The 14,657-nt window shown below is 69.0% G+C and carries 13 protein-coding genes; 9 read left to right on the plus strand and 4 right to left on the minus strand.

Annotated features, from left to right (window positions below):
* Positions 1-5: 5 nt before the first annotated feature.
* Positions 6-593, plus strand: a complete 588-nt coding sequence (locus IEV96_RS02615) for an HhH-GPD-type base excision DNA repair protein (protein WP_188509152.1) — start codon at positions 6-8, stop codon at positions 591-593.
* Between the two features lie 43 nt (positions 594-636).
* Positions 637-1,743, plus strand: coding sequence for an SDR family oxidoreductase (locus tag IEV96_RS02620; RefSeq protein ID WP_188509153.1), 1,107 nt, complete (start codon positions 637-639; stop codon positions 1,741-1,743).
* Between the two features lie 260 nt (positions 1,744-2,003).
* Here IEV96_RS02620 and IEV96_RS02625 read toward each other — a convergent pair whose 3' ends face one another.
* Complete coding sequence (locus IEV96_RS02625) at positions 2,004-3,809, minus strand: DEAD/DEAH box helicase (RefSeq protein ID WP_188509154.1); 1,806 nt, start codon at positions 3,807-3,809, stop codon at positions 2,004-2,006.
* A gap of 196 nt (positions 3,810-4,005) precedes the next feature.
* Between IEV96_RS02625 and IEV96_RS02630 the strand changes: the two genes are divergently transcribed.
* A complete protein-coding gene (locus tag IEV96_RS02630) occupies positions 4,006-5,217 on the plus strand; it encodes an ice-binding family protein (protein WP_188509155.1) in 1,212 nt (403 codons plus the stop codon).
* A 59-nt stretch (positions 5,218-5,276) separates the two neighbouring features.
* Positions 5,277-6,107: a DNA/RNA non-specific endonuclease gene (locus IEV96_RS02635; RefSeq protein ID WP_373282407.1), complete on the plus strand. Its 831-nt coding sequence runs from the start codon at positions 5,277-5,279 to the stop codon at positions 6,105-6,107.
* A gap of 3 nt (positions 6,108-6,110) precedes the next feature.
* On the opposite strand, the gene IEV96_RS02640 is transcribed toward IEV96_RS02635, so the two are convergent.
* A complete protein-coding gene (locus tag IEV96_RS02640; protein WP_188509157.1) occupies positions 6,111-6,524 on the minus strand; it encodes a hypothetical protein in 414 nt (137 codons plus the stop codon).
* Between the two features lie 38 nt (positions 6,525-6,562).
* On the minus strand, positions 6,563-7,399 hold the full coding sequence (locus IEV96_RS02645; protein WP_188509158.1) for a class I SAM-dependent methyltransferase: 837 nt from the start codon (positions 7,397-7,399) through the stop codon (positions 6,563-6,565).
* A 135-nt stretch (positions 7,400-7,534) separates the two neighbouring features.
* Between IEV96_RS02645 and ligD the strand changes: the two genes are divergently transcribed.
* The gene (gene ligD / locus IEV96_RS02650) at positions 7,535-8,572 is read left to right on the plus strand and encodes a non-homologous end-joining DNA ligase (protein WP_188509159.1); all 1,038 of its coding nucleotides are present in this window, start codon (positions 7,535-7,537) and stop codon (positions 8,570-8,572) included.
* Here the strand turns inward: ligD and IEV96_RS02655 are convergent.
* A complete protein-coding gene (locus IEV96_RS02655) occupies positions 8,569-9,621 on the minus strand; it encodes an ATP-dependent DNA ligase (RefSeq protein WP_188509160.1) in 1,053 nt (350 codons plus the stop codon). The two genes, ligD and IEV96_RS02655, sit on opposite strands and share 4 nt — an antisense overlap.
* A gap of 101 nt (positions 9,622-9,722) precedes the next feature.
* Between IEV96_RS02655 and IEV96_RS02660 the strand changes: the two genes are divergently transcribed.
* From IEV96_RS02660 to IEV96_RS02675, 4 genes are all read left to right on the plus strand, one after another.
* On the plus strand, positions 9,723-10,589 hold the full coding sequence (locus IEV96_RS02660) for a phosphatase PAP2 family protein (RefSeq protein ID WP_188509161.1): 867 nt from the start codon (positions 9,723-9,725) through the stop codon (positions 10,587-10,589).
* A 52-nt stretch (positions 10,590-10,641) separates the two neighbouring features.
* Positions 10,642-12,063: an APC family permease gene (locus IEV96_RS02665; RefSeq protein ID WP_188509162.1), complete on the plus strand. Its 1,422-nt coding sequence runs from the start codon at positions 10,642-10,644 to the stop codon at positions 12,061-12,063.
* 93 nt (positions 12,064-12,156) lie between these two features.
* Positions 12,157-13,860 carry an AMP-binding protein gene (locus IEV96_RS02670; protein WP_188509163.1) on the plus strand — a complete coding sequence of 568 codons (1,704 nt, stop codon included), beginning with the start codon at positions 12,157-12,159 and terminating at the stop codon, positions 13,858-13,860.
* A gap of 56 nt (positions 13,861-13,916) precedes the next feature.
* On the plus strand, positions 13,917-14,651 hold the full coding sequence (locus IEV96_RS02675) for a glutamine amidotransferase (protein ID WP_188509164.1): 735 nt from the start codon (positions 13,917-13,919) through the stop codon (positions 14,649-14,651).
* The last annotated feature ends 6 nt before the right edge of the window (positions 14,652-14,657 follow it).

Consider the following 14,657-nt stretch of genomic DNA (forward strand, 5'->3'; position numbering starts at 1 on the left):
GACAGATGACCCCGACGCTGCACATCACCGACGACGCCGATGCCGATGCCCTGCTGTCCGACAACCCGCTGGCCCTCCTCATCGGCATGCTGCTCGACCAGCAGGTCCCGATGGAGACGGCGTTCGCGGGCCCCGCGAAGCTGCTCGACCGCATCGGAACGCTCGACCCGAAAAAAATCGCGGACTACGACGCCGACGAGCTCGAGGCCGTCTTCCGCATCACACCGTCGATCCACCGCTACCCGGGCTCGATGGCGGGACGGGTGCGGGCGCTGTGCGCCGCCATCGTCGAGGACTGGGGAGCCGAGGCATCCGCGGTCTGGACGCGGCCCGCGGCCGACGGCGCCGCACCCGACGGAGCCGAAATCCTCAAGCGCCTCAAGGGGCTGCCGGGCTTCGGAGAGCAGAAGGCCAAGATCTTTCTCGCCCTGCTGGGCAAGCAGTACGGATTGAAGGCCGACGGATGGCGCGAGTCCGCGGGCGATTACGGAACCGAGGGCTCGTACCGGTCGGTCGCGGACATCGTCGACCCGGGGTCGCTGACGAAGGTGCGCGAGTTCAAGAAGGCAGCGAAGGCGGCGGCGAAGAAGTAGCGGCGCCGGAATGCCAGCCGTAGCTCGCGGGTTGTGCCTCGGGATGACCTCTACACAGAACGACACCGACCGCACACCCACAACCAGCCCGACCGCCCTCGTGGTGGGAGCGACGGGAATCGGCGGCTCCGCGCTGACCGACCAGCTCGTTGCCGAGGGATGGCAGGTGTTGGCGCTCGCGCGTCGCCCCGGCCGTGAACGCGACGGGGTGCGCTGGATCTCGTCGGACCTGCGCTCGGAGGCCGCCCTCCGCGCGGCACTGGCCCCGGAACATCCGACCCACGTCTTCTTCACCGCGTGGGCGCGCCAGGCGACCGAGCAGGAGAACATCGAGGTGAACGGCGGCATGGTCCGCGACCTGCTCGCAGCGCTCGACCACGCTCCGATCCAGCACGTCGCGCTCGTGACCGGGCTCAAGCACTACCTCGGGCCGTTCGAGTCGTACGGGCAGGGGCCGATCCCCGAGACGCCCTTCCGCGAAGACGAGCCGCGCCTCGACGCCCCCAACTTCTACTACGCGCAGGAGGACGAGCTCTTCGCCGCCGCCGCGCGCAACGGCTTCACCTGGTCGGTGCACCGCTCGCACACCGTGATCGGGCACGCCGTCGGCAACGCGATGAACATGGGACTCACGCTCGCCGTGTACGCGTCGATCTGCCGTGAGCTCGGTCTGCCTTTCGTGTTCCCGGGCAGCGACACCCAGTGGAACGGCCTCACCGACATGACCGATGCGACGATCCTCGCCGACCAGATGGTGTGGGCGGCCACCGACCCGCAGGGCGCGAACGAGGCGTTCAACGTGGTCAACGGCGACGTGTTCCGCTGGCGCTCGATGTGGCCCGCGATCGCCGCGTACTTCGGCGTCGACCCGGTCGGACCGGGTGCCGTGCCGGCTCCGCTCGAGCAGCAGATGATGGGCATGGATGACACGTGGACCCGCATGGCGCAGGAGCACCGTCTGGCCGAATCCGACCTCACCCGTCTGGCCTCGTGGTGGCACACCGACGCCGATCTCGGCCGCCAGATCGAGGTCGTCGCGGATATCAGCAAGTCACGCATCGCCGGATTCACCACTCACCACCGCACGATCGACTCGTTTACCGACCTCTTCGACCGCTACCGCGCGGAGCGACTGATTCCGAACGTGTAGCGCGTCGCTGGCGCGGGCAGGAGCACCGAGCCGGTCGCGCCGTCGGCCCCGCTGTCGGTCGAACCGCTGCCGCCGGGCCCATTACGGCAAAGAAGCCTCGCACCTCCAGAGAGGTACGAGGCTTCTTTCCCGCAGTCACTAGCGATTTTTGCCGAAATTGCCGCGCAAGCCCAACCACTTCGCCGTCATCGTAAGCGTCACAAGCACGACGCCGACGACGGCCATAACAACGAAGTCCATGTCGGTTTGCCAGGCAGCTTCTAGCGCGCCGGACGGTCGTTGTACGAGTCGCGCTTCGGACGGTCGTTGTAGGACTCGCGCTTGGCGGGACCGCCGCGGTCGGGCTTGATCTCGATCAGCTTGCCGCTGATGCGCGTTCCGGTGAGCTTGTCGAGCACCTCGCCCGACAGGTCCGCCGGAAGCTCGACGAGCGAGAAGTCGGGACGGATGTCGATGTGCCCGAAGTCCTCGCGGCTGAGCCCGCCCTCGTTGGCGAGAGCGCCGACGATCTGGCGCGGCTCGACGCGATGACGCTTGCCGACCTCGATGCGGTAGGTCGACAGCGGCTTGCCGCTGCGCGGTCGACGCTCGGCACGCTCCGGCCGGTCGGGGCGGTCGTCGCGGAACGAACGGTCCGAACGGTTCTGGCGGTCGTTCGTGTCGCGGTCCATGCGCTCGCGCTCACGACGGGCGAAGCGCGGGTCGTCGGGCGAAAGCAGCAGGGGAGTGTCGCCCTGGGCGACGACGGCGAGAGCGGCCGCGACATCGGACTCGACCACGTCATGGTGCTCGACGTAGTGCGCGATGATGTCGCGGAACGCGTTGAGCGTCGGCTCGTCGCCGAGCGCCGCGGTGATCGCGTCGTCAAACCGGGTGAGGCGCGTGACGTTGACGTCCTCGACGCTCGGCATGCGCATCTCGACCATCGGCTGGCGTGTGGCCTTCTCGATGGCTCCGAGCAGGCGACGCTCGCGCGGGGTGACGAAGCTGATCGCGGCACCACTGCGTCCGGCGCGGCCGGTACGGCCGACGCGGTGCACGTACGACTCGGTGTCGATCGGGATGTCGTAGTTGACGACGTGGGAGATGCGCTCGACGTCGAGGCCTCGAGCCGCGACATCCGTCGCCACCAGGATGTCGAGCTTGCCGTTTTTCAACTGCTCGACGGTGCGCTCACGCTGGGCCTGCGCGACGTCTCCGCTGATTGCGGCGGCCGAATATCCGCGGGCGCGCAGCTTCTCGGCGAGCGTCTCCGTCTCGTTCTTGGTGCGCACGAAGACGATCATTCCCTCGAAGTTCTCGACCTCGAGGATGCGGGTGAGCGCGTCGATCTTCTGCGGGTACGACACCATCAGGTAGCGCTGCGTGGTATTCGCCGAGGTCGTGGTCTTGTTCTTGACCGTGATCTCTTCGGGGTCGTGCAGGTACTTCTGCGAGATGCGGCGGATCTGCGCGGGCATCGTCGCCGAGAACAAGGCGATCTGCTTGTCGTCGGGGGTGTCGGCGAGGATCGTCTCGACGTCCTCCGCGAAGCCCATCTTCAGCATCTCGTCGGCCTCGTCGAGCACGAGGTACTTGAGCTGCGAGAGGTCGAGCGTGCCCTTGTCGAGGTGGTCCATGATGCGGCCGGGGGTACCGACGACCACGTGCACGCCACGGCGCAGGGCGGAGAGCTGCACGCCGTAACCCTGTCCGCCGTAGACGGGCAGCACGTGCACGCCCTTGAGGTGGGACGCGTAACGCTCGAAGGCCTCGCACACCTGCAGCGCGAGTTCGCGGGTGGGGGCGAGCACGAGCGCCTGCGGGCTCTTCTGGCTCAGGTCTAGGCGGGAGAGGATGGGAAGCGCGAACGCGGCGGTCTTGCCGGTGCCGGTCTGGGCGACGCCGAGAACGTCGCGGCCGGAGAGCAGCGGCGGGATCGTGGCGGCCTGAATGGCCGAGGGGGTCTCGTAACCAACGTCCTTGAGCGCCTTGAGTACTGCGTCGCCGAGCCCCAGCTCGGTAAAAGTGAGAGTGGCGGGGGCAGCTTCTGCCTCGCCTGGTGTGGATGTTTCGGGGGAAGTCATGGGTCAACGGTAGCCGCTCGCCCGCCCTATAAGGGGCCGGACCCGCCAGTCGGGTGCCCCGGAGCACGCCAATCCGTGTGCGTCAAGGCCCAAAAGGGGCCTAGGTGGGAAAGGCGACGAGGTGTTTCATTGCCAAATAAGTGTAAATGCTTCTCTTTTGCACGATCCCTGTTAGACGGCTACGAGGAGACTTCGCATGACCGGTTCGCACAATCGTCGCGGTATTGCGGCTGTCGCCATCGCCGTCGGGATCGGCATCGCGGTTCTGCCCGCCGCGTCCGCTTCGGCCGACGTCACGATCGACGGTCCCATCAACCTCGGCACGGCCACGGCGTTCGGCGTACTCGGGGCGAGCACGGTCACCAACACCGGCCCGTCGAATATCAGCGGCGATCTCGGTCTGAGCCCCGGTACCTCCATCACCGGCTTCCCGCCCGGCATCGTGCTCGGCACCGTGGAACCGACCACTGCGGTGGCCGCTCAGGCCCAGGCCGACCTCACGACCGCCTACAACGTCGCCGCGAGCCTCACCCCCACGACGAGCGGCCTCTCCGACCTCGTCGGCCTGTCGCTCACCCCCGGCGTGTACTCGGGACCCACCCTCTCGCTCTCCGGCGACCTCACGCTCGCCGGCACGGCCGAATCGGTGTGGGTGTTCCAGGCGGACAGTACCCTCATCACGGGTTCGGCGAGCCGCATCCTGCTCACCGGCGGAGCCAGCTCGTGCAACGTGTTCTGGAAGGTCGGTAGCTCGGCCACTCTCGGTACGGCCTCCCAGTTCGTCGGCACGCTCATGGCGAGCCAGTCGATCACCGCGACCACCTCGGCGACCGTTCAGGGCCGCCTGCTCGCCGACAATGCCGCCGTGACCCTCGACAGCAACGTGATCACCCGCCCCACCGGCTGCGAAGACGCGAGCACGACCGTGGTGCTCGCCAGCCCGACCATCACCTCGGGCGCCCCGACGGCGACCGCCGTGGTCGGCACCCCGTACACCTTTACGATCACCGCCTCGGGCACCCCGGCGGCCGGCTTCCGCATCTCGGCCGGCGGCCTGCCCACGGGTCTCACGTTCGACTCCACGACGGGCGTGATCTCGGGCACCCCGACGACGGCGGGCAGCTACACGTTCACCGTGACGGCCAGCAACGGTGTCGCCCCCGACACCGCCGCGTCCTACACGGTCGCCGTCACCACGGCGGCGGCAGCGGTAGCCCCCGGAGCCACACCGGCGGCAGCGGCAGCCCCCGGAGCCACACCGGCGGTCGCGGTCAACTCTGTGGCGAGGGGTGCGGGCGTCGGCGAGCTCGCGGCGACGGGAGCCGACCTGACCCCCATCCTGGTCCTGAGCGTTCTGCTGCTCGCGCTGGGAGGCGGACTCCTGGTGCGGTCGTCGCGCTCGCGCTGAGCGCCGCCCGGTCACGCACCGGCCATCGGAATGTCATGAGACTCTGGTCGAATGGTCGCGTGTCAGACGAGACAGCGGATGCGACCACCGGGTACGACCCGACCTTCCTCTCGGTGCAGGCCGGGCCGACCGAGATCCCGTTGCCGGGCACCGCGCAGCCCACGATCAGGCTCGACTACACGCACTTCACCGTGCTGCTCGATCCCGAGCGTCGGCTCGCCGCGGCGACGGCGGTCAACATCGACGGCGCGCGCCTCATCGACGTCGAACGCGGCGACGACTGGCATCTCGACCCGAGGGTCGACGAAGACGAGCAGGCGGGCGCCGAGCTGTACGCCCGCAACGACCTCGACCGCGGGCACCTCGTGCGGCGCCGCGACCCGGTGTGGGGCGCCGACGCCGAGCGGGCGAACCGCGACACTTTCGTCTACACGAACGCCGCACCGCAGGCGGCCCAGTTCAACCAGTCGAAAGAGCTCTGGTCGGGCCTCGAAGACTACGTGCTCGCCAACGCCGAGACTTTCGACCGCCGGCTGAGCGTGTTCACCGGGCCGATCTTCGCACCCGACGACCCGCCGTACCGCGGGGTGCTCATCCCTCGGCTGTTCTACAAGGTCGCAGCCTGGGCGGGCGCGACGGGGGTCGAGGCCGCCGGCTACATCCTCGACCAGAGGCCGCAGCTCGACGACATCGACCTCGCGACCGCGACGGCGCTGGCGGTCGGCGACCCGCCGCCGCTCGGCCCGTTCCGCACCTTCCAGGTGCCGGTCGCCGACATAGCCCAGCTCGCCGGGCTGTCCATCGACGTGCTGATCGACGCCGACGTGCACGCGGCGCAGACCTCGTGGCTGCTGATGACGCAGCGCAGCGAGATCCTGCTCGAGCGCTGAGTCCTACTCCTTCACGCGCACGTTGGCGCTGATCGCGACCCAGCCGCGACCGCCCGGGACCGGCTCGGGACCGAACTGCACGACGGTGCCGTCCTGCAGCGTCGTCTCGACGAAGCCGTCGCTGCTGCACACGGTGACCGGAGTGCCCGGCGAACCGGTGATGGCGAGGCAGGGTGCCTGTCCGCCCTCGGGCATGATCACGTAGTAGTCGTTGCCCTCGTAGGTCGCCGTGAAGCGCGACGTCGTCGTGTCGAAGGTCGACAGGTCCATGGCGTCGAAGTCGCCCGGGAGTTCGTCCTTCGCGGTCTGCTCCCGCTGCAAATCAGGGAAGCCGTGCTGCGCGCATCCCGTCAGCAGGCTCATCACCACGGCGAGGGACGACACCAGAACGACCGATAAACCCCGAGATTTCGTCATGCTCGAACTCTATTGCGCCGCCCGTCCCGCGGGAACAGCTATCTGCGTGCGGTCAGCAGCAGGTACTCCCACTCGAGCACGAGGCCGCCGTCGGAACCCTGGTCGTACCTCTCGGCCAGGGCCACAAGGTCGGCATCGAGCGCGGCCGTGCGTTCGGGGTCGTCGCCGACGTTGCGGTAGGCGGCGATCGTGGGCCCGTAGTGCGAGGCGAAGTACTGCCGGAATTCGTCCGGCGTCGCGAACCGGTCGATCGTCACGGTGCCCGTCGTCAGCTCGACCCCGTTGACGCGGTCGCCGAGGAGAGCCCGCACGTGCCGCTCATCGCCCCAGAGCGGGGGCGGCTCGGCCCCGGGCGGGGGAGCCGCGGCGTAGGGCTTCATGGTCGCGAGCATCTGCCCGACGAATCCGCCCGGTGTCCAGCTGAGCAGACCGATCCGCCCGCCCTGGCGGCAGACGCGCAGGAGTTCGTCGGCCGCGACGCGGTGGTGCGGCGCGAACATCACACCGATGCACGAGATCACCACGTCGAACTCGCCGTCGGCGAAGGGCAGCGCCTCGGCATCGGCCTCGCGCCATTCCAGCTCGACGCCGCGCTCGGCGGCCTGCCTCCGGCCCTCGTCGAACAGCTCGGGGGTGAGGTCGCTCGCGATCACCGTGCCGCCGGCGAGGGCCGCCGGGATAGAGGCGTTTCCCGAGCCCGCCGCGATATCGAGCACCCTGTCGCCCTGCCGCACACCGACCGCCTCGACGAGAACCGGCCCGAGCGACGAGATGAGATCGCTCGCCAGTTCGGGGTAGTTGCCGGATGCCCACATAGCGCGGTGCTTGGCCTTGAGCGCACGGTCTGCGTCGACCGAATGTGTCAGGTCAGTCATGATTGCTCCTGTCTCGTTTCAGCCGCGACTCTGCGGCCGATACGAGTGTGCTCCGCCTCCCGCTCCCACCACATCCCCCCTCCGGCACGGTGGCAAGCGCTTTGTCCGAGCGGCGCAACTCGTTACGGTTGCCCCATGGCAAGCGAAGCGGTAATGCTCACGGTCGGCGAGCGCGAGGTGCGCGTTTCCAGTCCCAGCAGGGTGCTCTGGCCCGAGCTCGGCATCACCAAGCTCGATCTCGCGAAGTATCTCAGCGAAGAACGCGTGGGCCCGGCGTTCATCGCCGCGAACGGCGACCGCCCGGTGTCGCTGCAGCGTTTCCCGGGCGGCATCGACGGCGAGCAGTTCTTCTCGAAGAACCCGCCGAAGGGGGCTCCCGACTACGTGCGCTCGGTGAGCGTCGTCTATCCGAGCGCACGCACGCACCCGCAGCTCGTGCTCGACGAGCCGGCCGCCGTCGTCTGGGCGGCGCAGATGAACACCGTCGTGTTCCACCCGTGGCCGAGCCGCGCCGCGAACACCGACAATCCCGACCAGCTGCGCATCGACCTCGATCCGCAACCGGGCACGGACTTCCACGACGCCATCCCCGCGGCCCTCGAACTGCGGAAGGTGCTCGAGGAGGCCGGCCTCGAGGCGTTCGTCAAGACATCCGGAAACCGCGGACTGCACGTCTTCGCACCCATCGAACCGACCCGCGAATTCCTCGACGTGCGTCACGCGGTGATCGGTGCGGCGAGGGAACTGGAGAGACGGATGCCCCGGGAGGTGACGACCAACTGGTGGAAGGAGGAGCGCGGCGAGCGCATCTTCGTCGACTTCAACCAGGCCAACCGCGACCGCACGATGGCCGGGGCGTACAGTCCGCGCGCGCTACCGACCGCGACGGTGTCGTGCCCGCTCGAGTGGAGCGAGCTGGAGAACGCCGACCCGACGGCGTTCACCGTCCTGACCATTCCCGACCGGCTCGCGACCACCGGAGACCCGTGGGCGCGCTTCGGCGACAAGCCGGGCACGATCGACGTGCTGCACGGTTGGTGGGAACGCGACCTCGCGAACGGGCTGGGCGAGCTGCCCTTCCCGCCCGACTACCCGAAGATGCCGGGAGAGCCGCCGCGGGTGCAGCCGAGCAGGGCCAAGGCCCCTTCGACAGGATCAGGGACCGCGGACTAGACCAGCACCTTGCTGAGGTCGTAGGCCACCGGGATCTCGAGCTGGTCGAACGTGCACGACCTGGCGTCACGGTCGGGGCGCCAACGGTCGAACTGCGCGGTGTGCCGGAAACGGTCGCCCTCCATCTGGTCGTACCGCACCTCGACCACGCGGGTCGGCTCCAGCCGCACGAACGAGACGTCCTTGCCCGCCGAGAACCGGCTGCGCTCGGTCTCGCCCTTCACCAACTCTCCCGAGTCGTCGCGCTGCACGAGCGGTTCGAGCTCCTCGACGAGCTCCAACCGCCGCGCGTCGCTGAACGCCGACGCGCCGCCGACGTTGCGCAGCTCGCCCTCGTCGTCGTAGAGGCCGAGCAGCAGCGACCCGACGCCGACGCCGCTCTTGTGCACCCGGTAGCCGAGCACGACGACGTCGGCGGTGCGGTGGTGCTTCACCTTGAGCATGATGCGTTTGCCAGGGGCGTAGGCAGCGGCCAGCGGCTTCGCGACGACGCCGTCGAGGCCCGCCCCCTCGAACTCGGTGAGCCACCCGCGGGCGACGTCGGTGTCGGTCGTGATGCGCGTGAGGTGCACCGGGTCGCCGAGGGGTGCGACCAGCTCTTCCAGCGCGGCCCGGCGCTCGCCGAAGGGCCTGTCGACGAGACTCGACGCGTCGAGGCCGGGTTCGCCGAGGCCGAGCAGGTCGAAGGCGACGAACATCGCCGGGGTCTCCGCGGCGAGTCTGCGCACCCGCGACTCCGCCGGGTGGATGCGCGCCGACAACGCCTCCCAGTCGAGCCGTTCGTTCCCCGCCGGGCCGCTGCGCACCACGATCTCGCCGTCGATGACGCACGGTGAGGGCAGCAGGCGCGCGAAGGCCTCCACCAGCTCGGGGAAATAGCGGGTGAGCGGCTTCGAGCCGCGGCTCTCGATTTCTACGGATGATCCGTCGAAGTGCACGATGGCGCGGAAGCCGTCCCATTTCGGCTCGAAGGCCAGACCGCCCTCCACGCTGTCGTGGGCGGGAACGGTGTCGACGGCCTTGGCCAGCATGGGTGCGATCGTGGGCATACGCCGATCTTGCCCCCTTGTACCGACGAACCGGAAGCAAACTCTCGGGGCTTGCGCCGCGTCGGCAGCCAGATCCCAGCCGGAGTTTGTAGCCTTACCCGATGCGTATTGTGGTGCCGCGAACCAGGCCGAACCGGGCGGCTTCGGCCGTCGTACTCGTGCTGAGCGCGGTCGGCTTCACCGCCGTGTACGTCGTGGGCGTGCTCACCCGCCCCGGCCAGGTGCTCGAGAACCGCGCGCTCGACGCCTCGACCTTCCGCGCCAGCCCCGGTGGCCTGCTGTCTCTCGTCAGTACGCCCAACATCGCCATCGCGCTCGCGCTGCTGGTTCTGCTGGGGGTGCTGCTGCGCCGCTTCCGCCCGACCGGGCGCGCCGTCGGGGTGGTGCTGGTGAGCACGGTCCTCTCCCAACTGCTCAAGAACGGACTGCTCGCCCGCCCCGACTTCGTGGGCGACGTGTCGGAGAACACGCTTCCGAGCGGGCACACCGTCGCCTACGCGTCCGTGCTGTTCGCGCTGCTCATCGTCTTGCCGCCCAGGGTCCGGACGGTCGCGGCGCTCGCCGTGTCCGTCGCGCTCGGCGTGGTCGTCGTGCAGCTGCTCGCGTTCGGCTGGCACCGCACGAGCGACGTGGTCGCGGGCCTCCTGCTCGTTACCGGGGTGATGGCGCTCGCCCACCTCGTGCTCCCCGACCGCGGAACACCGCCCGTGCGCAGCAACTCCGGCACGCGGGCCCTCACCGTGTTGGGCGCCCTCGTCGGCGGCGTGCTGATCGTCGCGTCGCTTGCTTTCGCGGCGACGCTCGCCCTCGACACGTCGCTCGCCACGACCCACGCGCTGCTGCTCGCGAGCCAGATCATGTGCCTCGCCGCCGTGTCGCTCGCCGTGATGACGGTGCTCTGGGTGCAGCGTTCCGTGCCCGCGGGGATAGAGGCGCGCCGCGCGCCTCTTGCCCATTCCGGCGCCTAGGAGCATCATCGAGGGCAGTCAGCCCTATCCCCTCGATGTCGCGGGAGTCACCATGAGTGCCACACAGGCAAAACCGGAGGCGGAGCAGCCCACCGAACTCAAGCGGGCGATCGGCCCCAAGCTGCTGCTGCTGTTCATCGTCGGCGACATCCTCGGTACGGGCATCTACGCCCTCACCGGCCAGGTCGCCGCCGAGGTCGGGGGAGCCGCGTGGCTGCCGTTCCTCGTCGCGTTCGCCGTCGCTACCGTCACGGCCTTCTCGTACCTCGAACTCGTCACGAAGTACCCGCAGGCCGCGGGCGCCGCGCTCTACGTGCACAAGGCGTTCGGCATCCAGTTCTTCAGCTTCATCGTCTGCTTCGTGGTGATGTCGTCGGGCATCACCTCGGCGTCGGCGGCGTCGCGCGCCTTCGCCGTCAACCTCGTGGCGGGCTTCGGGCTCGACGTCGGCGTCGGCACGGTGCTGCTCATCGCGGTGTCGTTCATCCTCCTCGTGATGCTCGTCAACTTCCGCGGGGTCACCGAGAGCGTGATGCTCAACGTGGTGCTCACCCTCGTCGAGTTATCCGGCCTACTCTTCGTCATCCTGATCGGCTTCTGGGCGATCGGGGGCGGCAACGCCGACTTCTCCCGCGTGGTCGCCTTCGACACCCCCGAAGACAAGGGCGTGCTGCTCGCCGTCAGCACGGCCACCTCGCTCGCGTTCTTCGCCATGGTGGGGTTCGAGGACTCGGTGAACATGGCGGAGGAGACCAAAGACCCGAGCCGCATCTTCCCGCGCATCATGCTCACCGGCCTCGGCATCACCGCGGTGATCTACGTACTCGTCTCGATCTGCGCGGTGGCGATCGTGCCCATCGGCGAACTCGCCGGCAACGAGACCCCGCTCGTCACGGTGGTGCAGACGGCCGCGCCGGGCTTCCCGATCTCCGACCTCATCCCCTTCATCTCGATGTTCGCGGTGGCCAACAGTGCGCTGATCAACATGATGATGGCGAGCCGGCTGCTCTACGGCATGAGCAAGCACGGTGTGGTTCCCTCCGTGCTCGGTCGTGTGCACCCCGGCCGCCAGACGCCGTGGGTGTCGATCCTGGTGACGACGATCATCGCCCTGGGGCTCATCACCTACGTGTCGCTCGACACCGAGGGCTCGGTCGTGGCGCTCCTCGGCGGAACCACGTCGCTGCTGCTGCTCACGGTCTTCACCATCGTCAACGGCACGGTGCTGGTGTTGCGCCGTGACAGCGTCGACCACAAACACTTCAACGCCGGACGGGTGCTGCCGGTCATCGGTGCCCTGTCCTGCGCCTATCTCGTGCTGCCGTGGTCGTCGGGCCGGCCCGTCGAGCAGTATCAGATCGCCGGGGTGCTGCTCGCGATCGGTGTGGTGCTGTGGGTGCTCACCTGGGGTATCCGACGGATGATCGGAACGAACCGCCCGATTTCGGATGACGCGGACGACCTGACCACGTAGGCGGAGCAGCCGGCTGCAGAGCCGCCGCGCACGTCGGGTGGCACGGCCCGTGCGAAGCTGCGGCGGCCTCCCGAAGAGGGTGATGATGGATCAATGACCGATTCCCCCGCGACCACCGCCTTCCGAGCCGCCCGCGACCAGCTGCTCGACCTCCGCACCGACGGCGCCAGGGCCGTGGCGCAGTTCGAGTGGCCCGACGTGGGCGACCACTTCAACTGGGCGGTCGACTGGTTCGACGTGATCGCGGAGGGCAACGATGCCGTCGCGCTGTGGATCGTCGAGGAGGACGGCAGCGAGCAAAAGGTGACCTTCGCCGAGATGGCCGCCCGCAGCGACCAGGTCGCGAACTGGTTCGCCTCGCTGGGCGTCGCGCGCGGCGACCACGTGATGCTGATGCTCGGCAACCAGGTGGAACTCTGGGAGTCGATGCTCGCGATCATGAAACTCGGCGCGGTGATCCTGCCCACCTCGACCGTGCTCGGAACCGCCGACCTCGCCGACCGGGTCGACCGCGCCGGCGTGCGCCACGTGATCGTGAACGCCGAAGACACGGCGAAGTTCGAGGGCGTCGCGGGCGACTACACGCGCATCGCCGTGGGGGAGTCGCAGGGATGGACGCCGTTCTCGGCCTCGGTCGACGCCAGCGCCACCAAGCCGGGCGTCGTGGTCGACACCTCCGATGCATCCATCGTCTACTTCACCTCGGGAACGACCAGCAAACCCAAGATGGTGGTCCACACCCAGTCGTCGTACCCCGTCGGCCACCTCACGACGACCTACTGGCTCGGCGTTCAGAAGCACGACGTGCACCTCGCGATCAGCTCCCCAGGCTGGGGCAAGCACGCCTGGAGCTGCTTCTTCGCGCCGTGGATCGCCGAGGCCACCGTGTTCGTCTTCAACTACGGCAGATTCGATCCGGCCGCCCTGCGCGCGCAGCTCGACCGCGCCGAGGTCACCACCTTCTGCGCCCCGCCGACGGTGTGGCGCATGCTCATCCAGTCGGCGCTGGGCGACCGGCCGACGAGCCTTCGCGAGACCCTGTCGGCGGGCGAGCCGCTCAACCCCGAGGTCATCAGCCAGGTGCAGCGGGCGTGGGGGCTCGTCATCCGCGACGGCTACGGTCAGACCGAGACCACGGCGATCGTCGCCAACTCGCCCGGCTCCACGCTCAAGGCCGGGTCGATGGGGCTGCCGCTGCCCGGCGTCGAGGTGGTGCTCCTCGACCCGCTCACCGGCCGGCCGGCCGACGAGGGCGAGATCTGTCTCGACCTGTCGACCCCCGCCGTGAACCTCATGGCCGGCTACTACGGCGACCCCGAGCGCAGCGCCGACGTGATCCGCGACGGCTACTTCCACACCGGCGACGTCGCCAGCCGCGACGAGAACGGCTACATCACCTTCATCGGCCGCACCGACGACATCTTCAAGTCGAGCGACTACAAGGTCAGCCCGTTCGAGGTGGAGAGCGCCCTCATAGAGCACCCGGCGGTCGCCGAGGCCGCGGTCGTGCCCGCTCCGGATGACACGCGACTCAACATCACGAAGGCCTACGTCGTGCTCGCCGCCGGCTGGGACCCGACCGAAGAGACGGCGCTCGAGGTGCTGCGTCACGCCCGGGTGTCGCTGCCGCCGTTTATGCGCGTGCGCCGCCTCGAGTTCTTCGAACTGCCCAAGACGAGCTCGGGGAAGATCCGACGGGTGGAGCTGCGCGAGCGCGAGAACGCCGCGGCCGCCTCAGGGGAACGGCTGCGCGACGAGTGGCGCGACGACCAGTTCCCCCAGCTGCGCGGCCGTTGACGGTCACACGCAGACACACTCCGGCGGCGTCCGGCCGGCCCGAATAGCATGAAGAAGTGAAACCGTTCCTGCTGCTCGCCACCCGCGACGACGACGAAGCCGCGGACGACGAGTACCGGGGCTTCCTCGAAGCCGGCGGGCTCGACCCGGACGAGCTCGACCGGGTGCGGCTCGAGGCGGCGCCGATGCCGGCCATCGACCTCGACGACTATTCCGGTGTCATCGTGGGCGGCAGCCCCTTCAACGCCAGCGATGCCCCCGCAGCGAAGACGGCGGTGCAGTCCAGGGTCGAGCGGGAACTCGGCACGCTGATCGACGAGATCATCGAGCGCGACTTCCCGTTCTTCGGCGCCTGCTACGGCATCGGGCTGCTGACGAGCCACCTCGGCGGCGTCGTCGACGACAGCTACCCAGAGACAGCCGGTCCCACCCGCGTCGCCCTCACCGCCGACGGCGAGACCGACCAGCTCTTCGGCCGCCTCGACCGGGACTTCGACGCCTTCGTCGGGCACAAGGAGGCGTGCGCGGTGCTGCCCGACGGCGCGGTGCTGCTCGCGAGGGGCGACCGCTGCCCCGTGCAGGCGTTCCGCATCGGCCACAACGTCTACGCCACCCAGTTCCACCCCGAACTCTCGCTCGCGAGCATGCTCACCCGCATCCGGATCTACCGCGACAACGGCTACTTCGCGCCGGACGCCTACGGCGATGTCGTCGAGCTGATCCGGGGTTCCGACGTCACCGAGCCCGCCGCCCTCGTGCGCGCGTTCGTGCGGCGGTTCGGCGGCGAGTAGCGGCGG

The sequence above is a fragment of the Conyzicola nivalis genome (assembly GCF_014639655.1).
Classification (GTDB): domain Bacteria; phylum Actinomycetota; class Actinomycetes; order Actinomycetales; family Microbacteriaceae; genus Conyzicola; species Conyzicola nivalis.

What these genes read in the sequence shown, in the direction of transcription:
- IEV96_RS02655 (WP_188509160.1), bottom strand. Translation starts at nt 9,621, where the DNA reads ATGCCCACGATCGCACCCATGCTGGCCAAGGCCGTCGACACCGTTCCC.
- IEV96_RS02665 (WP_188509162.1), top strand. Translation starts at nt 10,642, where the DNA reads ATGAGTGCCACACAGGCAAAACCGGAGGCGGAGCAGCCCACCGAACTC.
- IEV96_RS02660 (WP_188509161.1), top strand. Translation starts at nt 9,723, where the DNA reads ATGCGTATTGTGGTGCCGCGAACCAGGCCGAACCGGGCGGCTTCGGCC.
- IEV96_RS02620 (WP_188509153.1), top strand. Translation starts at nt 637, where the DNA reads ATGACCTCTACACAGAACGACACCGACCGCACACCCACAACCAGCCCG.
- IEV96_RS02630 (WP_188509155.1), top strand. Translation starts at nt 4,006, where the DNA reads ATGACCGGTTCGCACAATCGTCGCGGTATTGCGGCTGTCGCCATCGCC.
- ligD (WP_188509159.1), top strand. Translation starts at nt 7,535, where the DNA reads ATGGCAAGCGAAGCGGTAATGCTCACGGTCGGCGAGCGCGAGGTGCGC.
- IEV96_RS02615 (WP_188509152.1), top strand. Translation starts at nt 6, where the DNA reads ATGACCCCGACGCTGCACATCACCGACGACGCCGATGCCGATGCCCTG.
- IEV96_RS02640 (WP_188509157.1), bottom strand. Translation starts at nt 6,524, where the DNA reads ATGACGAAATCTCGGGGTTTATCGGTCGTTCTGGTGTCGTCCCTCGCC.
- IEV96_RS02625 (WP_188509154.1), bottom strand. Translation starts at nt 3,809, where the DNA reads ATGACTTCCCCCGAAACATCCACACCAGGCGAGGCAGAAGCTGCCCCC.
- IEV96_RS02670 (WP_188509163.1), top strand. Translation starts at nt 12,157, where the DNA reads ATGACCGATTCCCCCGCGACCACCGCCTTCCGAGCCGCCCGCGACCAG.
- IEV96_RS02645 (WP_188509158.1), bottom strand. Translation starts at nt 7,399, where the DNA reads ATGACTGACCTGACACATTCGGTCGACGCAGACCGTGCGCTCAAGGCC.